This is a genomic window from Pseudomonas sp. NPDC087358 (assembly GCF_044900785.1).
Classification (GTDB): Bacteria; Pseudomonadota; Gammaproteobacteria; order Pseudomonadales; family Pseudomonadaceae; genus Aquipseudomonas.
The window spans coordinates 57,968-81,683 of the sequence record NZ_JBJDOA010000020.1 but is presented as its reverse complement, the minus strand read 5'-3'; the positions used below and the strand labels follow the sequence as shown (position 1 = coordinate 81,683).

Below are 23,716 nucleotides of genomic sequence, written 5' to 3'. Positions count from 1 at the left end.
GCCGGTTCCCGGCAGATCGTCAGCAAGCTGGACTCCCACGCCCTCCGGGCAGAAGCGGGTGGTGGTGATCACTGAATCGGAGCATGTCTCAGGGGTGTGGTGCATGACGATTTGCTTCTGGCCGAAGGCCGTAGGAGCCAGCTTGCTGGCGAATGGGGTGGGTCAGTCACCTCGATGGCCACTGACACGCCGCTTTCGCCAGCAAGCCGGCTCCTACAGTGGGTTTGCGCTGTGTCAGGTACCTGGTAGTGACTGGCTGACCGCATTTCGTCAGGTCAGGCGTGTTGGCAGGTCTGATCGTTCCCACGCTCCGCGTGGGAACGCATCCCCTGACGCTCCGCGTCGGCCTTCGCTCCGGGAGTGGACGCCAAGCGTCCAGGGAGGCATTACCACGCGGAGCGTGGGAACGATCAGCGGTGGCTAACCACCGTGTTTCGTCAGGTCAGGCGTGTTGGCAGGTTTGCTGCCGGTTCCCGGCAGATCGTCAGCAAGCTGGACTCCCACGCCCTCCGGGCAGAAGCGGGTGGTGGTGATCACTGAATCGGAGCATGTCTCAGGGGTGTGGTGCATGACGATTTGCTTCTGGCCGAAGGCCGTAGGAGCCAGCTTGCTGGCGAATGGGGTGGGTCAGTCACCTCGATGGCCACTGACACGCCGCTTTCGCCAGCAAGCCGGCTCCTACAGTGGGTTTGCGCTGTGTCAGGTACCTGGTAGTGACTGGCTGACCGCATTTCGTCAGGTCAGGCGTGTTGGCAGGTTTGCTGCCGGTTCCCGGCAGATCGTCAGCAAGCTGGACTCCCACGCCCTCCGGGCAGAAGCGGGTGGTGGTGATCACTGAATCGGAGCATGTCTCAGGGGGTGTGGTGCATGACGATTTGCTTCTGGCCGAAGGCCGTAGGAGCCAGCTTGCTGGCGAATGGGGTGGGTCAGTCACCTCGATGGCGACTGACACGCCGCTTTCGCCAGCAAGCCGGCTCCTATAGTGGGTTTGCGCTGTGTCAGGTACCTGGTAGTGACTGGCTGACCGCATTCGTCAGGTCAGTCGCGTTTCTGATCGTTCCCACGCTCCGCGTGGGAACGCATCCCCTGACGCTCCGCGTCGGCCTTCGTTCCGGGAGTGGACGCGAAGCGTCCAGGGCGGCATTACCACGCGGAGCGTGGGAACGATCAGCGGTGGCTGAACCACCGTGTTTCGTCAGGTCAGGCGTGTTGGCAGGGTTTGCTGCCGGTTCCCGGCAGATCGTCAGCAAGCTGGACTCCCACGCCCTCCGGGCAGAAGCGGGTGGCGGTGATCACCGAATCGGAGCATGTCTCAGGGGGTGTGGTGCATGACGATTTGCTTCTGGCCGAAGGCCGTAGGAGCCAGCTTGCTGGCGAATGGGGTGGGTCAGTCACCTCGATAGCGACTGGTCCAGCGCGTTCGCCAGCAAGCCGGCTCCTACAATGGTTGCGGTGGGTCAGGTGCCTTGTTGGCGGCCGACTCGGCGCGTTCGCGGCAGGCCGGCTCATACGCTGGTTTGGGGTTGCGGGGCTTTGCTTATTTGCCCAGCACCTTGCGGTAGACCTCCAGCGTCTGCCGGGCGCATTCGTGCCAGGTGTATTGCCGGGCGCGGGCGATGCCCAGTTCGATCTTTTGCTCGCGCAGCTGCGGCTGGTTCAGCAGTGCCTGCATGGCTGCGGCGATGCTGTCGACGTCATACGGATCGACCAGCCAGGCCGCATCACCGGCGACTTCCGGCAGCGAGGTGCTGTTGGATGCGATCACCGGACAGCGCGCGGCGAAGGCTTCGATCACCGGCAGGCCGAAACCCTCGTACAAGGACGGGAAGGTGAGGGCGACGGCGCTTTGCAGCAGCGCCATGACGTCCGACTGCGGCAGGTAGCTCAACCAGCGACCTTCGCCGCGTTGTTCCAACTGATGCAGCTTGGGCAGCAAGTCTTCGTTGTTCCAGCCGTCGCGGCCGACGATGACCAGCGGATGCTCTTTACGGACATCGGCAGGCAGTTGTTCGAAGGCTTGTAGGATGCGCGGCAGGTTTTTGCGTGGCTGCAGGGTGCCGATGAACAGGAAGAAGCCCGGCTTCAGCCCATGCTTTTCAAGAACGGCGCTGCAGGTATCGGCATCGACGCGCTCGAAATACACCGGTTCCACGCCCAGCGGGGTCACGCTGATGCGCTCCGGGGCCAGTCCCAGGTGCTCGACCATGTCCTGTTTGCTGAACTCGGAAATGGTGATGATGTGATCGGACTGACGGATCGCCACGTTGAACAACCAGCTTTTCAGGCTGCGCAGGTCGTTTTTGATCCACTCCGGGTGCAGCATGGGGATCACGTCCATCACGCTGGAGACCGTGGGCACGCCGGCGATACGCGGAATGTGATGGTCGGGGGCATGGAACAGATCGACGTCTTTGCGAATTGCCGAGGAGTTGCGCAGGGGCAGTTTCAGAAAGCCGCTGAGCAAGGCATGTACCGGGAAACGCGGGGCCAGTTGTTGCGGTTGGCCGCATGCCAGCGTCGGCAGGTCCCGACCGAACGCGTACGGTTTGATCTGCACATCCGCCTGGTTTGCTGCGATGTCGCTAAGCCCTTGCCATAACGCGCGGGAATAAGTGCCGATGCCGTCCAGGTGCCCGGCGCGTTCGCCGGCAGCCCAAACGGTGCAGCCCAAGCCAATTTCCATGTGTTGTTGTTCTCGAATCAAAGTGTCATGCGAAGACGTTGCCGCCGCTGCCTGGTGGCCCGTGGCGGCGAGTTGCACTCAGGGGGTGGTGTTGGTCTGGGCGCGCCAGTAGTCCAGCAATTGGCTCAGGGTCGTTTCCAGGGCAATCGCTGGCTGCCATCCGGTGGTCTGTTTGAGCAACGTGTTATTGCCCACCGCGATCGGGATGTCGGATGGACGCAAGCGATCCGGGTCCAGCTCAACGCTGATGGGCACATTGCTCTGCAACAGCAGCAGGTCGAGCACGTCGCGAATCCTGCGCGACTGGCCGCTGGCTATGTTCAGGCACAGCGGGTGGCCTTTGTCGTCGGCCAGCTTGAGCAGTTCGATGTAGGCATCGCAGACATCCTGCACATCGAGGAAATCGCGGACGGCTTCAAGATTGCCGACCTTGAGCACCGGCGCCTGCTGGCCCGCCTCGATCAACGCGATCTGGCGAGCAAAGGATGCCGTAACGAAGTCAGCGCTCTGCTGGGCGCCAATGTGGTTGAACGGCCGGGCGATCACGCCGTTCAGGCCCTGGCGGAAATACTCACGAAACGCATATTCGGCCGCTACCTTACTGGCCGCGTATGGGTTAAGGGGCTCTGGAAGGGTGTCTTCAGTCACGGCGATGCCGGACTTGAACGCCGCGCCGTAGACTTCCGAGGAGCTGGGGAACAGCGTGAAGGCGTCCGGGGCCTGCAGCCTGACGGCTTCGAGCAGGTTCATGCTGCCCATGACGTTGGTTTGCCAGGTCAGCAGCGGCTCCTTGAAGCTGGTCGGCACATGGGAAATGGCCGCCAGGTGAATGACGTGCGTCGGCTGGGCATCGGCGACCGCTTTTGACAGCGCGCCCGCGTCTCGGATGTCACAGCTCAGGTATTGGTCGGCAATGCCTTGCGCAGGACTGACGTTGCCACCCAGAGCGATGACTTCATAACCGGCATTCTGCAAGCGGCCGGTGAGAATCTTGCCAACGAAGCCGTTGGCGCCTGTCAGTAGTAGGCGTGGCATGAGGTCTTACTCCTTCGCTGGAGAAATCAGGTCAAGCTGCTCAAGCCACAGCGCCAGCGCTGTCTGCAGGTTTTGACGCTCGTAGCGCAGCAGGTTTCGCTGGCCTGCGGCAATCATCGCCTCATACAGGCCCGGCTCGGTGTTCAGAAAATGCGCCGCCATGGCGAAATCCACCGGGTCGTCGCTTTCGAGCAGCAAGCCGCCTTCCCCCAGCGTGTCGGGGATATTCGAGCGAGCCTGTGTGACCACTGGAAGCGAAGCATAGTTCGCTTCCAGCAGCGGCATGCAGAAGCCTTCGTGGGCGCTGGCGCACCAGTATTGATGGGCGTGCTGGTACAGCCAGCGCAGTTCGGCTTCGGAGCACTTGCCGACCAGCAATACGCTGTCTTCCAGGCCCAGGTTACGTACATGCAGCTGCAGGCCGCGTGCATAGGCCTCGCTGGTGGTGCCACCGACGATGATCAAGCGTTGCGCCGGCAGCGGTGAAGGCTCTTGAGCCAGCTCCTGCGCCGCTTGCTGGGCCTGCAACAGATGATAGAAGGCTTCGATCAACAGGTATTGGCGTTTGTTTTCGGCCAGTCGGCCAACCGCCAGATAAAGACGGGTGTCGTCCGGCAGATGACGCATGAACGCCGGCTGGCTCTTGGTGCCCTCCAGGCGTCGGGTGTCGACCAGCAGCGGCAGGGTCTTGCTGCGGGTGTAGCCCGCTTCCTTGAGCTCGCTTTCGTTGAGCGGCGAGTCGGCCAGCGCGTGAACGAATTCCTCGCGCCATTCGCGCAGTTGTTCAAGCCCCAGCTGCGCATAGCGGCGCAACCCGCCGCCGGCAGGGAAGAACTCCGGCGGCGTGATGTTGTGGTAGACCATGGCTTTCTTGCATTTTTGCTGCAGCAGCCACGGGCCGTGGTCGTGGCCCATGGAGTGGTGGTACATCAGCAGATCGCACTGTGAGGAATGAAAGGTGCGCGCAGGCAAGACCTGGCCGGCCATTTGCTCGGGAATGCTGAAGCTGTAGATGTCCGATTCGAAACCCAGGTCGCGCAGCAGGCTGCGGGTGAACAGCAAACCGTTGGTAACCCCGTCTCCCGCTGCGACCGTTGCTGCAAATTGATCGATACGCTTTGTTGTCATATCAGGCCCTTGCGAGCCGTGACCGCGTAATCCTGCGGGCCGTAGAACAATGCGTCACAACGACGGGCGACTTCGCTGTCCTCGTTGAGCGCGTACTCTCGCGGGATGGGATTGAGGCGGTGGATCTCCACGTGCTCAAAGCCCTTGAATTCGACCAGGAATTCGGTGAACGCCGGCGGCAGTGGATGGATATGCGTGGGGTCGGTGTGGAAGTGCGTCGCCGCGCTGATGATGTTTTCCGGGTTCGGGGTCTCGAAAATGATCGTGCCTCCCGGCGCCAGGACACGCTGGCACTGGTCGAGCAGAATGTTGAACTGCTCGAAGCTCAAGTGCTCGATCACGTGGAACGCGGACACCGCAGCGATGCTGTTCTCCGGCTGTTCGGCCAGCCAGACCAGCGCATCCTGTTGCACGGCCTTCAGGCCTTGCTCATGACAGGCCTCGACGTTCATCGAGTTGAGGTCGATGCCGATGCGTGCGTAGGCATCGGGCAGCATGTTCAGCCATTCGCCGCGACCGCAACCGATGTCCACCAGCGGCAAGCCGGCGTTGAGCGGCTCGATGCTTTCAAGGATCGGCAGGTAGTAGGACTGGCGCTCGCGGATGGTTTCGGCGTCACCACGGAAGCGGTTCTCGAAGGCCAGGTAAAAACTGTCCGGAATGCTGCTGGGCACCAGGTTCGACGCCGCCGGCTGGGTGGCGACCACGGTCGAGTCCGCTGGCGCTGCAGTCATTTGGCGTGGCGCACGTTCCAGGTGACCCAGGCGGGCACGCAGTTCCTGCTGGATCAGGCGTTGCTGGTCCAGGTCCGACTCCAGGCGCTTGATGTAGTCGGTCTGTTGACCGAACGCGACATTCTGGCTGTCCAGCGCGACTTGCTGGGCTTTCAGATAGCCATTGAGTTCATTCAGGTAGCCGCCCAGCTCTTCGAGATGCTGGTTGTGGATCTGGATCTGGCGCGCCTGATTTTCGAGTTGATCACGTTGTACCGCCAGGCCGTCGTTCTGCAGCTTGTGCTGACGCGTCAGCAGATCCATGCGAGCGACGTAGTAACGACTGCGCGGCTCGATGGAGGCGATAGCGTAGGCGCTCAGCAACAGCTTGCCGACCACCGGAATGCGCCGCAGGGTGTTTTTCAGTTTGGCTTTGCGCAGGCCATGCACTTCAGTGCCGTGGGCCATGCCTGCTGGCGAATAACGCAAGCCGGCCAGAACTTCGAACTTGTCGAAGCCGGAGCGCAGTTGATGCAGGCCTTGCTGGATTTCGCTGCGTTCGGCCTTGCGGCCCAGCAGGCTCGGATACGCAGCCAGCAGCAGCGGCTCGTCATCGAGCTGAATCAGCTCCATCCAGCGGTAAGGACGGTCGAAGACCTGGGCTGGAGACGGGTCGAATGCCGGTAGCGGGCGCTCGCGGGTGTCCAGCTTATAACGCTGAACCTCTGCTTCAATTCGGCGGTTGAGTTCCTGGAAGTCGAGGTCAGGGTTATTGGGTATTAGCATTGCTTACGTATCCGTCGGTAGTCTCGGTCGGGGCAGCCAGCTGTTCCAGCGTAGGCGCCAGATCACAGATGCCGCCAAAGAAAGTCCCGGTGATGCCGGCAACTTCAAAGCCGATGGCGTTATCGTGCCAGTGATAGCAGTTGGTGGTGTGATCGGCGCCGTCGTGCAGCGCCAAGGTAATGGTGTACTTCCCCGGCGCGAGCCGCATCGGAAAACGATACCGCAGGGTCCGGCGCTCGCCTGCCTTCATGGCAATCGGGAAGTTCAGGTAATGACTGTTGGTGCCGAAGATATCCTGGCCGAAACGGTCGCGAATCATCAGGCCCAGTGAAATGTCCTGCAGGTCGTGGTCGGCGGCGATGGTCACGTCAAGCTGGCCATTGTCGCCGCTGGCCAGAATGGTGCTTTGGGAGTTCTCGCCAACGAAGGTGACGTTCTCCATGTACGCCTGGCGCGAGCCGTACCCGTGCTCTTCGATATGGCGACGTTCGCTGTAGTCTTCGTCGTCAGCGCCGAGCAGCTGGTTGTAGATGTTCACTGCGTCTTCAGGGTGGCCGTCAGCGACCACTTTGCCGCCGCTGAGCACGATGGCGCGGTCGCAGATCATCTTCACGGCGTTCAGGTCGTGGGATACGAAGATGATCGAACCCCCCTTGGCGCGGAATTCCTTGATACGGCGCATGCACTTCTGCTGGAAGTGACCATCGCCGACCGAAAGGGCCTCATCGATCAGGAACGTGTCGGGATCTGCATGGATCGCGATGGAAAACGCCAGGCGCATGTTCATGCCGGACGAATAGGTACGAATCGGTTCGTGAATGAACGGGCCCAGTTCGGAGAACTCGACAATGGCGTCGCGGCGTTCATCGATCTGCTGGCGCGTCATACCCAGCAGCAGGCCGTTGCCGATGATGTTCTGCAGGCCACTGAGGTTCGGGTCGAAGCCGGTGCCCAGCTCCAGCAACCCGGTGACCCGGCCGGTGATCCTGATCTGGCCGGCATCGGGAAGCAGCACGCCGTTGAGCATTTTCAGCAGGGTGGACTTGCCGGCACCGTTACGCCCGAGGATGCCCAGTGTTTCCCCGCTCTGGACGCGGAAGGTGACGTTGTCCAGTGCGCGATGCGTGCGATGGAAACTGCGGCGCAGAACGATTTCCTTGAGCCGGTGCCAGGGTCTGCTGTAGAGCTTGAACTCCTTACAGACGTTTTCCACTTCAAGCATGCGTGCAACTCTTAATCAAAGGGGGTGTTTTCAGGCGCGGCCGACCGCACGGGGGCTCGCACTGAAGAATCAGGAGGCGGAGCCTAACATGAGTGGTTGTCTGGAGCATTATTGTCGCCGTGTTCCGGCGCTTTGCGATCAAACGTGAGGTTGACCGCGGCGACGCCCGGATGGGGCGCCGCTCGTCTATTGCGAGGGTTACAGCCTAGTGTTCGATAGCCTCGATCGAAATCTTCATCAGGCCCAACCCGAGCGTGCGCTTATCGGCGTTCAGGGCCAATTGCGCCGGGCTGGTTGGTTCTGGCACATCAAAGCTGATGCTGCTTGAACGCTGTGGGTTTTCGATCTCGAAGACAAACTCGCCGGGTTGATCGTTCGGGGCGAATTTTTTAATGCCGGTACCGGCATGCAGAGTGAAATCCCTGCCGATGTTTGGCCCGAATGCCAGCGCCTGCATGTGCAGTCGATATCGGTCCGGCAGCGGCCTGGTGAAGTCCAAGCGTACCTGCCGGGCGGTGGACCATGCACCCCAGTTCTCCGGTGGGGCGATACCTTCGCTGTGGCTGACCAGCCCAGGCGTGAGGGGGTATCGAAAATCCAGGTCCGGCCCACTGATGACGTGGGTCAGGGCGAAGCCGGGCATGACCACCTGCTTGCGGCCGTTAGCAAGAGGCACGTAATCGCCGATGGACAGCACCCAGGTCTTGTGTGCCGGCAGGCCCTGAAAGTCATAGTGGTTGTCTTCGCTGACTTGCAGGTGAGTGATGTCTGCATTGTCCATATAGAACGTGGCCTTGAGCAGCCCGCCCATGTCGGTGCCGATAACCACCACCTGGGAGCGCTCTGTCGGGGTCAGGTATTCGCGGGCGAAGGTGCCAGCACTGTCATAGACATCGGGTATCAGGTGAGCGCGCTGTTCGAGAGTGACCCACACGTTGGATATCACAACGCCTAGTGGCATTGCACAAAAAATGAACAATGCTGCGCCCAGTCGTGCGGAACGCATCCATGCGAGCAGGGCGAAAAGTCCTGTCGCGCTCATCAGATAGAATGTGCCGCGGTTGAACGTCAGGCCACGCAATTCCGGGCTGTCGATCACACTCGGCGCAAAAGGCGCCATCTGCGTGCAAATGGCGTAGAGCATTGGCAGGCCGACCACTACCCCGAGCACGACTCTCCATCTGCCGGGGCTTTGGGGCACGTTTGCGTCGAGGCGCGACGCCACCACGATCCAAAACAGCGGGAACATGAAGTCGTAATAACGCATGTGCAGGCGGGTGATGGACTCGAAAACGCTGGAGTTGATGACGGAGGCGGAGAACAGCGCCACCACCGGCACCAGGTTGGCGATGAGCAGCACTGCCAGCACCGCCAGGCGCTGGGAATCGCCCATCCGGTGCCGAGCAGCGAGCGAAGAAATGCTCAGTTGCAGCGATACCGCCAGCGGCAGTCCGACAATCAGGCAAAGCGCCAACAGGTGACCACGAACACTCTCGATCGTGAGCATCGCCAGTTCGATCGCGCGCTCAAGCCCCGAGGTGGTAGTGGAAGCGATCTTGTTATACGACGGCCCGAAGAAGGTGAGACCGGAAGGTCCGGCAATCAGCAGGCTCAGGGCGAACTTGGCGACCAGCGCCGCCAGCAGAAAGGCGCCGATATTGCGTGACGCCGCTGCCAGCCGACGGTCACTGCACAGTGCCGACAGGTAACCTATGTACAGCAGCACCGCCGGGACAAACAGCATCGAATGCGGTTTGATCAGGGCAGTGCAGCCGAGGATGAAGCCGACGATGGCCCAGTCCTGCCAGCGCTGCGCGCTTGCTCGGGCGATGGCCCAGACGAAAACCCAGAAACCGAAGAAGTAAAAGGCCTCCGGCATGTAGTGGGCGGTGTAGATATTGATCGGCGCGGCCAGTGCGCACAGGGTAATCAGCAGCGCCGGAGCGAACGACGTGACCCGGCGTGCGACCCAGTAGATGAACGGGGCGGCGGCGACGAAAAACAGCGCGTTGAAGAGTCTGGCGCAGCTCAGGAAGTCTGCCCCGCAGTGGCTGGTCATGCGATAGACGGCCAGGTACAGATAACCTGGGATCAGCGACTCGGAGAGCGGTTGCAGCCGTGAGTAGCGACTGTAGGTGTATTCGTCACCGAAGATGAACGGGTAAAGGCCGCTGTTTTTCAACACAAGGGCGAAAAAAACCGAGGCAATGAGCGCGAGTAAAGCGTAAGCGTTTCGGTGTTGTTGTGTGAGGCTGGTCATTCACCATCTTCCATAACGATCGAGTCCCTGACAGCGGCAAGCTGATCGGGGCTGCTGTCCCGGCAAAAAAGTCGATTCCAGGCGACGAACCCTGGGTGCAATCGACCTCGATTTCGGCACACGCGTACCTAAATCCTGTTTGGCGCGGGATGTTAGCAGGAAGATCGGCGCAATTGCGCCCTGAAACAATTGGCCGGGCTGCGACGTGGATGTTCAACCATCACTGATGCGCCGCAGCCGTTTGCCTGAGGCCTGAACTCAACTCAGCCAGAGGCCGCCATCCAGAGCGGCTTTGGTGTTGGTGAGGTTTTCCTGGCTTTCCGAGAAGGACACCAGTACCTCGTTGGCCTTCATGCCGTTGGCCATCTGGTTGTTCCAGTACTGCACGCCGGCATCGTCGGCTGTGCGGTGCAGCACGTGCAGGTAGTAGTTGTTGATGATCGAGTTCTGATCCTGCCCCGGATTGAGCGTCTTGAACTCCGTGCTGTTGACGAAGCTTTGCGCGATTTGCCCGATGCTCTGGCCCTGGTCCATTTCGGCGATCCAGTACTTCAGGCCGTCGGTGTCCGGCTTGCGATCGAACGCCGCCTGATACAACCGATACGCCGACCCTGCGTTCTGCCCGGCCTGCACGTCGAGCGCCAGGGAGCTGCCGTCGCCGAATTCAATGCGCTCGATGTTGGTCAGGGTGTCGATCTTGCCCGGCATCATGACTCTGTAGCCGGAGGAGGTGGCCGTGATCGTGGCGCTGTCCTTGTCACCGTCGTACCAGACGGTGTCGATGCCGCCCTTGCCATCGTAGCTGTCGATGCCGGTGTAGCCGTAGAAGTCATCGTTGCCGTAGGAGCCAATGAAGGTGTCGCTGCCGCCAAGCAGCAACTTGCCGACGGCGACGTCGTCACCGGCCAGCGCGTAGCCGAGCAAGGTGTTGTAGTTGGTGTTGATCCCCGAAACGCTGAGTACCGATTGGCCGCCTGCGCTCCAGTCGAGGCCCGTCAGGACGCCGCCGGACACACCGTTGGTGTCGTAGGTGAAGGCGAAGCCGCTGTAGTTGAGGGTGTGATAGCCGTCAGTCAGCTGGAATGCCGACGAGGTGGCCGAGGAGAAGTGGGTGTTGGCGTTGTACCAGTCATCAAGATCGTAAACGTCGACGGGCTGGTTGTAAGTCACTGTGGTCATGGAGGAGTCCTTCTCCGGAAAAAGTCAGTCCGCCATTATAGGTAACGGCGGACTGGTAGGACCCCGATAATCCGACTTAGTGCCCGTCAGACCAATCCGGTCTCCTCATCATCAATCAAGTTACTCAACCCGCCCAGCGCCACCCGCGCCCGATTTCGATCCATCAGCTTGGCTTGCGCCGCAGGCGGCAGATCGGTGATGCGCAGCAATCCCTTCTGGGTCAGCACCTGGATAAGGTCGTCCAGTACCCGGATCATCTCGATGTCACTGAGTTTCAGGGCGTTGAGACTGTGCTCTACCGATTCGTTGGCGAACCAGGCCTGGATTTCGTGATCGTCGGCCGGCAGGGTCGCCGTGGCTTCGGCGAAGCCTGCGGCCTCGACGCGGACCAGCTCCCCGTGGGAATTGCGCTGAACGTAAAACATGCTTCGTCCTCGATGACGGGGTGATCTGGCGACCGCCTTGACAGTCGCCAGTATAGCTATCAGGAGTGATCGACCTTGATGGTCGGGTCCGAACCTGCGATCAGCGAGTTGATGGTGGTGCCTGCCGCAAAATGATAACCGTCGAGCTTGATGGTCACATCCGCGTTGGCCACGCCGCCGGTGTCGTTGAGCTTGCCGGTGGAGCTGACCGTCAGTTGCGCAGAGCCATCGGTTGCGGTCGTCAACTTCAGGAAGTTGTCGATCGTGGCGTCGCTCTCGTGCTGCAGCAGATCCCGCAGGTCGATGCGGTCGCCAGGCGTTGCGGTCGTGCCCGGGTTGAAGTCCTTGATGACGTCGTTACCGTAGTCGCCGGCCTTCCACACGAACTGATCGGCACCTGCGCCGCCCACCAGAATGTCCGCACCCGGTCCGCCCATCAGGATGTCGTTACCGTCACCCCCGAGCAGGATGTCGTTGCCCTTGCCGCCGTCGAGCGTGTCGTTACCGCCCTGGCCGAACAGGATGTCATCGCCATCGCCGCCCAGCAGGTTGTCCTTGCCATCACCGGACGCCGAAACATCGAAGGCGGTGTAGTGGTTGGCGATGAACTTGTGCACGTCCTGGACCGTGGAAACCGTCGAATCCACGCTCTGGGCGTACGCTTTCATGGCCGCGTAGCCTTGCAGGACATTGCCGGCGCTGACCGTGTACTGGAAGGTATCGCCGAACAGGATGTCGTTGCCGGCACCGCCGTTGATGGTGTCGTCTTCCTGAACGATGACTTCCGAGTAGGTGTTGACCTTGCTGGCAAGGTCGGCCGTGGTCGCCGACAGCGGGCTGTGGTTGCTGTCGTAGCTGCTCAGGGTGGTGGCCACGGTACCCAGGCCGATGGCTTCCACGTTGGACAGGCCGGTCAGCGTGGCGAACGCCGCCGCTGAGTGGGCCGACGTGGCGGTGGTAGTGTCATAGCCGTTACCGGCGAGCGTCGAGACCTCATAGGTACCGTCGCCCTGGGCGTGCAGCGTGCCCAGCACGCCGGTATCGGTGAACGTCTTGTTTGCCGCCTGGGTAAACAGGTGCACCTGGGAGTTGGCGTCCACGATGGTCAGCTGCTGGCCGTCCACCAGGATGGTCAAGGCGCCAGAGGTGTAGTGGTTGGCGCTGAGCAGGTTGTCCAGGGTGATATCGATGCCGCTGCCCGTGCGGTCGATCACTGTCGGATTGGTCTTGATGCTGTCCTGATAGAAGGTCGGCGTGCCGTCGGTAATGAAATACGTCAGGTTGACCGCGCCGGCATTACTGGTGGCGGTGTTGCTCAGGAAGAAGTTCGCCGTGGTCTTGAACGCGTCTTCATAGTTGGTGCCGGTGGAGTTGTTCCCGGTCTCGCCGGTGATGCTGGTGATCCAGTTGTTCAGCGCGGTACGCACGGCAGCGGTATCGGCCAGCGTGACGGTGAGGGTGCTCTCCACCTTGGTGTCGAAGTCCATGGCAAACAGGTTCACCGTGCCGCCGGCCGCCTTGCTGATCAGGGTGTTGAAGGTCGAGGTCAGCTGCGATCTCAGTGCAGTGATCGAGTCGGTCATGCTCGACGAGCTGTCAACGATGAACGCCACGTTGTAGTTCTGGCCGTTGCTGATCTTCAGAGTGCCGACGTCGCCAACGATGATTTCGTTGCTGGCGGTGCCGGTGGTCGTCGGGTTGACGACCGACAGGTGCGTGGCGGCGTCGACCGCCGTGACCGAGTTAATGACGCTGTAGGTGCCGGCGTGCACGGTGACGTCGATGTTGGTCGTGCTTTTCGCAGAAACCAGGTTGGCCTTCTCGGTCGACGTGGCTTCCACCGTCAGCGTGAAGCTGGCGGTGCTGTAGGCGGGCGGCGTAACGCTGAGTTTGGAGAGGTTCCAGCCGGTGATGTCGACCACGCCCGATGCGTCGGCCTTGGCGCCATGACCTTGATCGTCGCTGATGAACGCGCCAGCAGGCACGCCCGTTACCTTGACCGAGGTGATGCTCTCCGATCCGTCGGTGTCAGCCAGCGCGACCTTGACCGGCGACAGCGCAATCGTGCTGTTTTCGTTGCCTTCATTGAGCCCGTAGCCGGTGTAATAGCCTTCTGCGTTGGTGCTTGCGGCGCCGCCGACTGCGTGCAGCGTGCTCAGGTCGACATTGGCGGCAGTCAGATCGGCCGCCGAGGTGTAGATCGGTACGCCACTGGAGCCCACGCCTGCCGCCGGGGAGCCGTTGACCGACAGTAATACGTTGTAGTTACCGTCGCCCGCCTGGTTGTAGTGGTAGATCTCAAGGGTGTAATAACCGGACACCGTTGGGGTAAAGCTGTTGGTGCCGATCGCGCCGCTCGATTTTCCCCATACTGCGCTGGCGACGTTGGTGCCACCGATATTGACCAGCAGGCTGTCATCGCCTTTACCGCTGAACACGTAACTGCTGTTCGCCGTCAGGTAGATCAGCCCGGTGGTGATCGAGGCCGTGCCTGCGCTCACGTTCGCCGTGCTTGCAACGTCGGCGACGTACTGGGTGGTGTGAGTCTGGCTGGCGCTGGCATTGGCCGCGTCGAGTTGGGTTTTCAACACGGTCGGGTCAGCACCGTTGCCATTGGTGCCCAATGCCGTTTTCTGTGCGGCCGTCAGCGCCACCGTGGTCTTGATCAGCCCGGTGTAGGCGAGAGTCGGTGCCGGCGTGACGATCACCGGTGTGGCAATGCTGGTATCGATGCCGACCGTCGGCGCATCGGCGACCGGGGTGATGTCGAGTTTGAGTACCGCATCGTTACCGGTGACGGTGCCGAATACCGGTTTGAACGTCAGCTGCGCGTAATCGGCCTGCTGGTCGCCCACACCGTTATGGCTGCTGTCCAGCGTTGCGTAGCCTGGCACTCCCGACTCGTTTGTCACGGGCGTGAAGACCAGCTTGCTGGCGGTGATATCGGTCTTGCTGATCACCTGCCCCAGGGTGACCGCCACGCCGTTGAGGGTCAGTGTCCCGTGACCGGCAAGGCTGCTGATGGTGATTGCCGTCGCTGTGCTGCTGGCACCCAGGCTGTCCCAGGTAACGATCAATGGCTTGTCTTCGATACCCGTGAGGGTGCCGCCGTTGGCACCCTGGATCGCGATGCTGGTGACCGATGGAAGCGAGGTGGCCGTGCCGGTGCCGCTGCCGTCGTTGACGGTCACGCTGATCGTGCGAGTGGTGAAGTCCAGCGTCGAGCTATTGGTGTTATTGAAGGTGATATTGCCGATGGCGGTCTGGAAGGCCCCCAGGGTGCTGCCATTGTCGCTGGTCAGGATGATCTTGCCGGCAACGCTGGTGTCCGCAGTGATACCGCTTGGCAACGCACCCACTTTGAGCAGGTCACCGGCCTGCGCGTTGGTGAGGGTGATCGTCGCCGATTTCAGGTTCGTCGAGTTATCCGGATCGGTGATCTTGATGCCGGCTTCCGCGATGGAGATCGCGCTGCCGCTTTCCTTGAACACGGTGCTGTAGTCGTTGCCCGCGGTCTTGCTGTCCAGGTCGACGATAGGCGCAACGTTGGCCGTCACATGCACGGTGGTGGTCGCCGCTGACGAAGTAGCGATGCCATCGCTGACTTGCACGGTGATCGCCCGGTCGCCCACTGCCGAAGTGTTGGTGGTGTTGAAGGTGACTTTCTGGATCGCCAGCTGGAAGTCAGCCAGGCTGCTGCCGTTGGCGCTGGTCAGGGTCACCACGTTGCCGCTGGTGCTGGAGGTGATACCGGTAGGCAAGGTGCCGACAGTCAGCACATCGCCCGTCTGGCCGTTGGTCAGTGTGATGGTCGCTGACTTGAGGCTGGTGGTGTTGTCGCTGTCCAGAATCGTCACGTCAGTGTCGGCCACGCTTACAGCGCTGCTGTGACCCTGGGAGAAGGTGGTCTGGAAGTTGTTGCCGGTCATTGTGCTGGAGTCGTTTGCGTCCAGGTCGATGGTCGGAACCACGTTGGCCGCAACGCTGACGGTGGTCTGCGCGGATGCCGTGTTGTTCACGGAACCGCCGTCGTTCACGGTCACGGTGACGGTTCGGTTCGCAGTGCTGGTGACGTCCGAGGTGCTGAACTTGATCGCCTTGATCGCCTCCTGATACGCCGCCTGCGACGCCGTGCCGCTGAGCACGATGTGGGTGCCCGAGGTGGTGCTGGCAGTGATGCCCGTTGGCAGCGTGCCTACGGTCAGGACGTCGCCGGTTTTAAGGCCCGAAGTGATGTCGATGACCGCGCCTGTGATGGATGTATTCCCGTCCGGATCGGTAATGCTCACCGCAGGTGCAGCGATTGCGGCTCCGTCGTGTTTCTGGACAACGCTGGTGCTGTAGCCGGTGGTGGCGGTCGACGTGCCGTCCAGATCCAGGATTGGCGCATGGTTGATTGCCGGCACAGTCAGGTTGTGGACGACCGCGGCCGAGCTTTTCACGTCCGCGCCGCCGATGCCGGTGTCGGTCACCTGGATGCTCACAGTGCGCGTCGCGGTAGTGGTCGCCGTAGCGGACTGGCTGAAGGTGATCGAGTTGATCAGCGTCTGGTAATCGGCACGGCTGTGGTCACCGCTCAGGGTGATGGTCATGGTGTTGCCGACGGTCGTGTAGCTGTAGCTGATCCCCAGGCTGGTAGTGCCTGATGCGGTGGCGGTCGGTACGCCGGTGTTATAGGTCGAGTTGAACGTATCGCCACTCTGAATGTTGCCTATGACGATCTTCGCGCCCTGGAGGTTGCTGTTATCCAGGTCAGCGAGAACCAGATTGCTGACCAGCGCTACGCTGCCGCCGTTGCTGTAGGTGGTGTCCGAGAACGAGACCGTCGGCGCGTCGTTGGCCTGTACCTTCACCGTCAGCGTGACAGGATCCGAGTCGAGCGCGGTGGCCGTGCCGTCTTTGGCAGTGGCCACGACTTGCAGGGTGTAGGTCTTGTCCGCGCCGCCATTGGTAGCCGGTGGGGTGAACTTGATCTTGTCCAGATCCCAGCCCTGAACGCTGACGGTCGCTGTCGTACCGCCTGCGTCGACGTTGGCCGACGTCACGGTGAAGGTGTGACCGGTCTTGCCATCGGTGATCGTCGAGCCAATCGGCAGGCCGCTGATCTTGAGGTCGGTGATGGTTTCCGATCCGTCGGTATCGGTGGTGTGCGCAACCAGTGTGGACAACAGGATCGGGCTGTTCTCGACGCCGGCGTTCAGCGTTTCGGTGACCGAAATGTTGTCCATCACGCCGCCCAGCGAGTTGCTGTCGGTGGCCTTGAATTCAAGCCGCGCCGAGCCGTCGGTGGTGACCGGGACCTGGAAGGTGTAGTGCTGCATGCCCAGCACCTGGGTGTTCAAGGTGCCGATCTGCACACCGCCCCAGTACACGTTGATCACCGAGTTATCCAGCGCATTGTCGCGTGGCGAGTAATCCAGCGAGATGGTGTAGGTAGCGCCAGCCCGGGCAGCCACGTTGGTGTACAGGTTGGCCACGTCACCGGTGTTGCGCTCAAGCTCAAGCACCTTGCTGTTGCCGGTGGTGGTCACACCATAGGTAGAGCTGGTGTTGATCTCGACCCCGTTAGGGCTGTTGTCGGTGAACCACCCCGAATTGAGCCCGTTCTCGAAGCCCATCAACGGCTTGACCACCACGTCGGCGCCCAGGGTAACCGTCGGTTTGTCGGTAACAGGACTGACCAGGATGTTGGCCGGCGTGGAGGCGCTGGAAGCGTTGCTGTCATCGACGGCCTTGAAGTTGAAGGCGGTGCTGCCGCTCCAGTCATGGGTCGGTACGAAGTACACAGTCGCTGTGCCATCGGCGGCTGCGGTCACGCTGGTCCCGGCAGTGATGGCGTGGGAAAGCCCGGCATCGCTGTACAACACGCCATTGGCAGGCAGGTCGCTGATGGTGAACGACTTGACGCTGCCATCGCTGTCGGTCGCGCTGAGGTGTACCGCGATCTTGGCAGCGTCTTCGGCGCCCGAGTCGGCTACGGCGGTGACGTTGTCAGGCACGGCGTTGGCTTTGACGCTGATCACGGTGCTGGCCGAGCCGGTGTTGTTGATCAGGCCGCCGTCATCGACAGTCACGGTGATCGTGCGGTCGGCAGTGCTGGTGGTGTCGGACGTGCTGAAGGTGATCGCCTTGATCGCCTCCTGATAAGCCGCCTGTGTAGCCGTGCCGCTGAGCACGATGTGAGTGCCGGAGGTGGTGTCGGCAGTGATGCCATCCGGCAGCGAGCCTACGGTCAGGACGTCGCCGGTTTTCAGACCGCTGCCGATGTCGATGACCGCGCCTTTGATCGGGGTATTGCCATCCGGGTCAGTGATGCTGATCGCAGGTGCGGCGATTGAGGTTCCGGTGTGTTGCTGAACGACGCTGGTGCTGTAACCAGTCGTCGTTGTCGATGCGCCGTCCAGGTCAAGGATTGGCGCATGGTTAACCGCAGGCACAGTCAGGTTGTGGACGACTGCGGTCGAACTTTTCGCGTCCGCGCCGCCGATGCCGGTGTCGGTTACCTGAATGCTCACCGTGCGCGTGGCAGTGGTAGTCGACGCGGCAGACTGGCTGAAGGTGATCGAGTTGATCAATGTCTGATAGTCGTCACGACTGTGGTCACCGCTCAGGGTGATGGTCGTGGTGTTGCCAACGGTTGTGTACGTGTAGTTGATCCCCAGGCTGGTAGTGCCTGGAGTGGTAGCGGTCGGTGCGCTCGTGTTGAGGGCAGAGTTGAACGTATCGCCGCTCTGAACATTGCCAATGACGATCGTCGCGCCTTGGAGATTGCTGTTGTCCGGATCGGCGAGCACCAGGTTGCTGACGAGCGCTACGCTGCCACCGGTGGTGTAGGTCGTGTCCGAGAACGAGACCGTCGGCGCGTCGTTGGCCTGTACATTCACCACCAGCGTCACAGGCGCTGAGTCCACGGCTGTCGCCGTGCCATCCTGAGCGGTAGCAATGACCTTGAGGGTATAGGTCTGGTCCGCTCCGCCGTTAGTGGCCGGTGGTGTGAAGGTGAGGCTGCTGAGCGTCCAGTCCTTGATGCTGACGGAACCGGTGGTACTGCCCGCATCGGCGCTGGTGATGGTGACCGAATGTCCTGGCAGATTACTGCCGTCACTGATGACCGAGCCAACCGGCAGGCCGGTGATCTTCAGGCCGGTAATGGTTTCGGAGCCGTCGGGATCAGCGGTGTGCGGTGTGATGGTGGAGAGCACAATCGCACTGTTCTCGACGCCAGTAGCCGTGTCCGCGCTGAGTGTGACTGTCGGCGTGTTGGTGAATGGAGAGACCACGATGTTGGCTGGCGTGCTTGCGCTCGAAGCGTTGCTGTCATCGACCGCTTGGAAGTTGAAGCCGGTGCTGCCGCTCCAGTAGTCAGTCGGCACGAAGTACACCGTTGCCTTGCCATCGACACCGGCTGTGACGCTGGTGGTTGCCGTGATCGCATTATGCAGCGCGGCATCGCTATACAACGTGCCATTGGCTGGCAGGTCTTTGATGGTGAACGACTTGATGCTGCCATCGGGGTCAGTGGCACTCAGTACCACGGCAATCTTCTGGGCGAATTGGCTGGCACCCGCTTGCGCAGGTGCTGTTTCCTGAGCCGATTCTGCCGCCGCGCTGACCTGGGTCGGCGCCTGGTTCGGTGTGATGGTGACGACAGTCGTGGCGATGCTGGAATCGACCGTGCCGTCGTTGGCGACCACGTTGATTGTGCGAGACGCAACTGTGGTGTCGGTGGTGTTGAAGGTGATGGCGTGAATCGCGTCCTGGAACGCCGTCAGGGTTGCCGGCGAGGCGCTCGAAGTGCTGGTCAGCGTCACCACGCCATTGCTGGTCGATGCGGAGACACCGTTGTGTAGATCAACGACTTTGGAGGTATCCAGGCTGTCGCCGGTCTTGGCGCTGGCGATACTGACTTTCACGCTGGCGAGCGTGGTGTTATCCGGGTCTTTGACTGTGATGCTGGCATCTGAAATCGACACGCCGGTATGGCCGCTGACCACGCTGGTGCTGTAATTGATGCCGTTGTCAGCCTGACCGACGATGTTAGGACCGTTGAGGTCCACAACCGGTGCATCGTTCACTGCCTTGACGTGAATGGTCGTGGTCGCCGTCGATGTGGCGGTCGCCGTGTTGCTGCCGTCGTTGACTGTCACCGTGACTGTGCGATCAACAGTGCTCGGATCTTGAGTGCTGTTGCTGAATGTGATCGCCTTGATTACCGCCAGGTAGTCAGCCAGCGACGCAGCGTTTTTCAGGGTGATCTGCCCGGCTACCGACGTGTCGGCTTCGATGCCGCCTTTGAGGGCAGATGAAAGCAGGGTCAGCTGGTCGCCGTTATATACCGTCGAGAGCTTGATCACCGCCGACGTCAGCTGGCTGCCGTCGTGGTCGGACAGTGTCGAATCACCGGCGATGGAAACACCCGGCTTGAGCTCGGTATAGGTGGTGCTGTAGTCGTGACCCAGCGTCGAGGTGTCCAGGTCCAGGACCGGCGCGGTGTTCACCGCAGCGTGAACGATGACGTCCAGCGCTTTGCTGGTCGAGGCGGTTTGTTCGGCGGCGACGATATTGCCGCCCTGTTCGGTCGAGGTTGCCACGACCAACAGGTGCAGGGTGCCCGCCGCAGTGCTCGCCGGCAGGGTGATGCTGATGCCCGAATAGGTCCAGCCGGTCACGTCGACACTGCTGTTATCGCCAGCCGTCACCGTATAGGAGTGGTTATTGCCGTCAGTGAGTACGGCGTCGACCGGGACACCGGTGATTTTGACGCTCAACGTTTCAGAGCCGTCCTTGTCGCCCAGTTGCGGATCGATGGACACCAGTTTGATGGCCTGACCGGCGTTGCCTTCATTGAGGTTATAGCCGGTGTAATAGCCTTCGCCGTTGCTGGCAACGTGGGCAGTCAGGTCGATCCCGGCAGCCTGCAGGTCGGCGACCGAGTTGTAGGTCGAGACGCCAGCGGTGCTCAGGCTGGACGGTGTGCTGCCGTTGACCGACAGCAGAACGTTGTAGTTGCCTGGACCATTCTGGTTGTAGTGGTAGATCTCAAGCGTGTAGTAGCCCGACGTGGTCGGCACGAAGGTGCCGTTCGCCGCTGCATCAGTGCCCAGGATCTTGCCTTGTTGCACGTTCCAGATGGCAGTCGCTACGTTGGTGCCGCCTACGTTGATCAACAGGCTATCGTCAGCCTGCCCGCTGAAGGTGTATGACTTGCCCGCTTCCAGATAGATCAGGCCCTTGGTGAGCGAGCCGGTGTGTTCGACCACGTTGCTGCTTTGTTCGTTGGCAACGATTGCGCTGCTGCTGGCCGCAGTGCCGCTGGCCTTGGCCGCATCCATGACCGATTTGAGGTTGGCCGTCGGCTCACCGCCGCCGCCCGAGCCCAAGCCGCTCAAGGTGCTGACCCAAGTGGTCTGGGTCAGGCCGGTCGATGGCAAGGTCGGTGCAGGGGTAGCAGCGTTGCCCGTCAGGGTTGCAAGGCCCAAGGCGATGGTCGGCGCATCAGCGACCGGCGTGATATCCACGTGCACGGTCGCGTTGTCGCCGTAAACCACACTGCTGCCCGCGCTGAACACTGGCTGGAAGATGAGGTTCGAGTAATCGGCATTCAGGTTGCCGACGCCGTCGAGGGTGTAGCCGTCGTAGCCAGACTCATTCAGGTTCGGGGTGAAGACCAGATCGCCGTGATCGATTGCCGCCTTGGTCAGCAGCGTGTGATTCGTCACGTCATCAGCCGTGAGTGCGCGGCCTTGATAGGTGTACGTGCCACCGCCAGGTATCGAGGTCACGACAATGCCCGTCGGGGTACTGGCGTCGGTGCTGGTGATGCCCAGGCTGTCCCACGTCACGGTCACGCCACCAGGCTGGTCCTCTTTGCCCACCAGATTGCCGCCAGCGGCACTTTGCACGCCCACGTAGGTGTTGGCGGTGTTGGTGCCGCCGCTGCCGTCGTCAACCTGCACGGTGATGATGCGCTGATCAGTGTTAGTCGAGCTGGTACTGAAGGTGATCGCATGGATCGCGTGTTGGAAGTCATCCAGCGACGCCGTGCTGCCAGAGGTGCTGGTCAGCACGATCACGCCGTTCACCAATGCCGCCGAAACCTTGCCGTCCGTCGCTGTTGCCACGCCGGTGAAATCGAGGGCATCACCCGATAGCGCGTTGGTCAGCGTGACTTTAACGCTGGCCAGCGTGGTGTTGTCGGTGTCGCTGATGGACACCGAATCGGCGGAAATACTGACGCTGCCCGCGCCCTTGGTGAAGGTCGTGGCGTAGTTGTGCGCATCGCTGTGCGAACCTGCGCCAGGGCCGTCGAGGTCCAGGGTTGGCGCCGAGTTCGGCGTGATGCTGATGATGGTTTTAGCGATATTCGAATCAATTGCGCCGTCGTTCGCCACGACATCGATGGTGCGGGATGGAGTCGTGGTGTCACTTGTGCTGAAAGTGATCGCCTTGATGGCGTCCTGGAAGTCAGCCAGTGTCGGCGTCTTGCCCGCTGCGGCGGTCAGGACGATGGCACCGTTGGCGTAAGCACTTGCAGTGATAGTGGACGGCAGAGCGTTGGTCGCAGTCAACAAGTCGCCGGTTTTCGCGCCTTCGACGCTGACCGTTACTTTGCTCAGGGTGGTGTTATCCACGTCCCCGATGCTGACCGCTGTAGACGAAATTGCTACGCCTGCGTGACCACTGGCGACGGTGGCGGTGTAGTCGGTGCCCGCGTGAGCAGCATCGGTACCTGGGCCGTTCAAATCCACGGTCGGTGCATCGTTGATCGGGTTGATCGTGATGGTGGTGGTCGACGTCGAGGTCGCGGTGGTCGTGCCGCTGCCGTCGTCGAGCAGGACGCTGACGCTTGGTGTGCGTGTAGCCTGGCTTGGCTCATCACTGGTGCTGCTGAAAGTGATGGCCTTGATGGCTGTTTCGTACACGGCCTTGCTGGCGTTGCCGGTCAGTGTGACTGACGTGACATTGCCCAAGCTATTGGTCGTGGTGCTGACGGACAGGCCTGCGAAGGCCGGGTTTGTCGTCAGCGCGGTCAGCGTGTCCTTGGCTTCTGTGGTATCGAGGGTAATAACCGCTCGTACCAGGATGTCACCGTCATCGCTGATCTTCACGGCAGGCGCGATGGATATCGCTGCCGACTGCTCGTTATAGCTGACGGCGTAGTTGGTGCCTTGGGCGTCGCCGTTCAAGTCGGCCACCGGTGCGGCGTTAGCCGTCACGCTGATGGTGCTGGAGGACGTGCCGGTATTGAACTGCGACTGGCCATCATCTGCGGTGACGTTGATGATGCGATCACCGGTACCCGCCGACGTGCTGAAGATGACTTTTTGCAGGGCCTGCTGATACAGCGCCTCACTGGCAACGCCGGTCAACACCAGGTGCTGCGCGGTGCTGGAGGCGTCAACAGTGATGCCGGTGGGCAGGTCGCCGGCTTCGATGCTGAGCGTGTCTCCGGCTTTGGCACCGGTGCCAACGTCGATGCTCACTTTGCTGAGGGTGCTGCCATCTTTGTCAGTGATGCTGACAGCGGAGCCTGCAATTGCTACGCCGTCGTGGCCTTGAACGACCGTAGCTGTGTAGCCGGCCAGATCGACGATAGGGGCATCGTTGATCGGATTAACGGTGATGGTAGTCACCGACGAAGGAGTACTGGCAGTGATGCCGCTGCCGTCGTCGAGCTGCACAGTCACGGTGACCGAGCGATCAATCTGAGCAGGTTCATCGCTGGTGCTGCTGAAGGTAATGGCCTTGATGGCGGCTTCATAAGCAGACTTTGGCGCGTCGCCCGAGAGCGTCACCACATTGCCGTTTAGCGTGGCAGTGACCCCGTTACCCAGTGCGTTGGCAGCCGAAACGTCCAGCTTGTCCAGAGTATAGGCGTTGCCCAGCGTGATCTTGGCACCCTGCAGATTGTCGTTGTCGGTGTCGACAATGGTCAGGTTCGGCGCAATCGAAATCGCCGGAGCCTGTTCGCCGTAATTGACGGCGTAGTTGATGCCGTCGTGCTGAGTGTCTGTGCCGCTGTTATCGTTGGCACCGTTCAGGTCAGCAATTGGCGCAGCGTTGGGCGTGATGCTGATGACGGTTTTGGCGATGTTTGAATCAATTGCGCCGTCGTTCGCCACGACATTGATCGTGCGAGTCGAAACAGTCGTGTCGGTGGTGCTGAAGGTGATCGCGTTGATTGCAGTCTGGAACTGAGCCAGCGTTGCTGGAGTTGTGGCCGACGTGCTCGACAGCGTGATTACACCGTCTGCACCGACCGTAGCGCTGACAGTGTTGTTCGTA

At 61.2% G+C, this 23,716-nt stretch carries 9 protein-coding genes; all 9 read right to left on the bottom strand.

Annotated elements, in window-relative coordinates; all coding sequences use genetic code 11:
- Positions 1-1,537: 1,537 nt before the first annotated feature.
- Complete coding sequence (locus ACI2KS_RS28610; protein WP_404624395.1) at positions 1,538-2,683, bottom strand: glycosyltransferase family 4 protein; 1,146 nt, start codon at positions 2,681-2,683, stop codon at positions 1,538-1,540.
- A gap of 78 nt (positions 2,684-2,761) precedes the next feature.
- Positions 2,762-3,718, bottom strand: coding sequence for a GDP-mannose 4,6-dehydratase (locus ACI2KS_RS28605; protein WP_404624394.1), 957 nt, complete (start codon positions 3,716-3,718; stop codon positions 2,762-2,764).
- Positions 3,719-3,724: 6 nt separating this feature from the next.
- Positions 3,725-4,846 carry a glycosyltransferase gene (locus ACI2KS_RS28600; protein WP_404624393.1) on the bottom strand — a complete coding sequence of 374 codons (1,122 nt, stop codon included), beginning with the start codon at positions 4,844-4,846 and terminating at the stop codon, positions 3,725-3,727.
- Positions 4,843-6,345, bottom strand: a complete 1,503-nt coding sequence (locus ACI2KS_RS28595; protein WP_404624392.1) for a methyltransferase domain-containing protein — start codon at positions 6,343-6,345, stop codon at positions 4,843-4,845. The genes ACI2KS_RS28600 and ACI2KS_RS28595 overlap by 4 nt, the downstream gene beginning before the upstream one ends.
- On the bottom strand, positions 6,329-7,567 hold the full coding sequence (locus ACI2KS_RS28590; RefSeq protein ID WP_404624391.1) for an ABC transporter ATP-binding protein: 1,239 nt from the start codon (positions 7,565-7,567) through the stop codon (positions 6,329-6,331). Before ACI2KS_RS28590 ends, ACI2KS_RS28595 begins: the two co-directional genes overlap by 17 nt.
- Before the next feature lie 205 nt (positions 7,568-7,772).
- Positions 7,773-9,827, bottom strand: coding sequence for a DUF7024 domain-containing protein (locus ACI2KS_RS28585; RefSeq protein WP_404624390.1), 2,055 nt, complete (start codon positions 9,825-9,827; stop codon positions 7,773-7,775).
- 258 nt (positions 9,828-10,085) lie between these two features.
- Entirely contained in the window at positions 10,086-11,006 is a 921-nt protein-coding gene (locus ACI2KS_RS28580) for a DUF4214 domain-containing protein (protein WP_404624389.1), read from the bottom strand.
- 86 nt (positions 11,007-11,092) lie between these two features.
- Entirely contained in the window at positions 11,093-11,431 is a 339-nt protein-coding gene (locus ACI2KS_RS28575; protein WP_404624388.1) for a tryptophan synthase subunit beta, read from the bottom strand.
- 59 nt (positions 11,432-11,490) lie between these two features.
- Positions 11,491-23,553, bottom strand: a complete 12,063-nt coding sequence (locus tag ACI2KS_RS28570) for a type I secretion C-terminal target domain-containing protein (RefSeq protein WP_404624387.1) — start codon at positions 23,551-23,553, stop codon at positions 11,491-11,493.
- Positions 23,554-23,716: the final 163 nt, after the last annotated feature.

What these genes read in the sequence shown, in the direction of transcription:
- ACI2KS_RS28575 (WP_404624388.1), bottom strand. Translation starts at nt 11,431, where the DNA reads ATGTTTTACGTTCAGCGCAATTCCCACGGGGAGCTGGTCCGCGTCGAG.
- ACI2KS_RS28585 (WP_404624390.1), bottom strand. Translation starts at nt 9,827, where the DNA reads ATGACCAGCCTCACACAACAACACCGAAACGCTTACGCTTTACTCGCG.
- ACI2KS_RS28600 (WP_404624393.1), bottom strand. Translation starts at nt 4,846, where the DNA reads ATGACAACAAAGCGTATCGATCAATTTGCAGCAACGGTCGCAGCGGGA.
- ACI2KS_RS28580 (WP_404624389.1), bottom strand. Translation starts at nt 11,006, where the DNA reads ATGACCACAGTGACTTACAACCAGCCCGTCGACGTTTACGATCTTGAT.
- ACI2KS_RS28605 (WP_404624394.1), bottom strand. Translation starts at nt 3,718, where the DNA reads ATGCCACGCCTACTACTGACAGGCGCCAACGGCTTCGTTGGCAAGATT.
- ACI2KS_RS28610 (WP_404624395.1), bottom strand. Translation starts at nt 2,683, where the DNA reads ATGGAAATTGGCTTGGGCTGCACCGTTTGGGCTGCCGGCGAACGCGCC.
- ACI2KS_RS28590 (WP_404624391.1), bottom strand. Translation starts at nt 7,567, where the DNA reads ATGCTTGAAGTGGAAAACGTCTGTAAGGAGTTCAAGCTCTACAGCAGA.
- ACI2KS_RS28595 (WP_404624392.1), bottom strand. Translation starts at nt 6,345, where the DNA reads ATGCTAATACCCAATAACCCTGACCTCGACTTCCAGGAACTCAACCGC.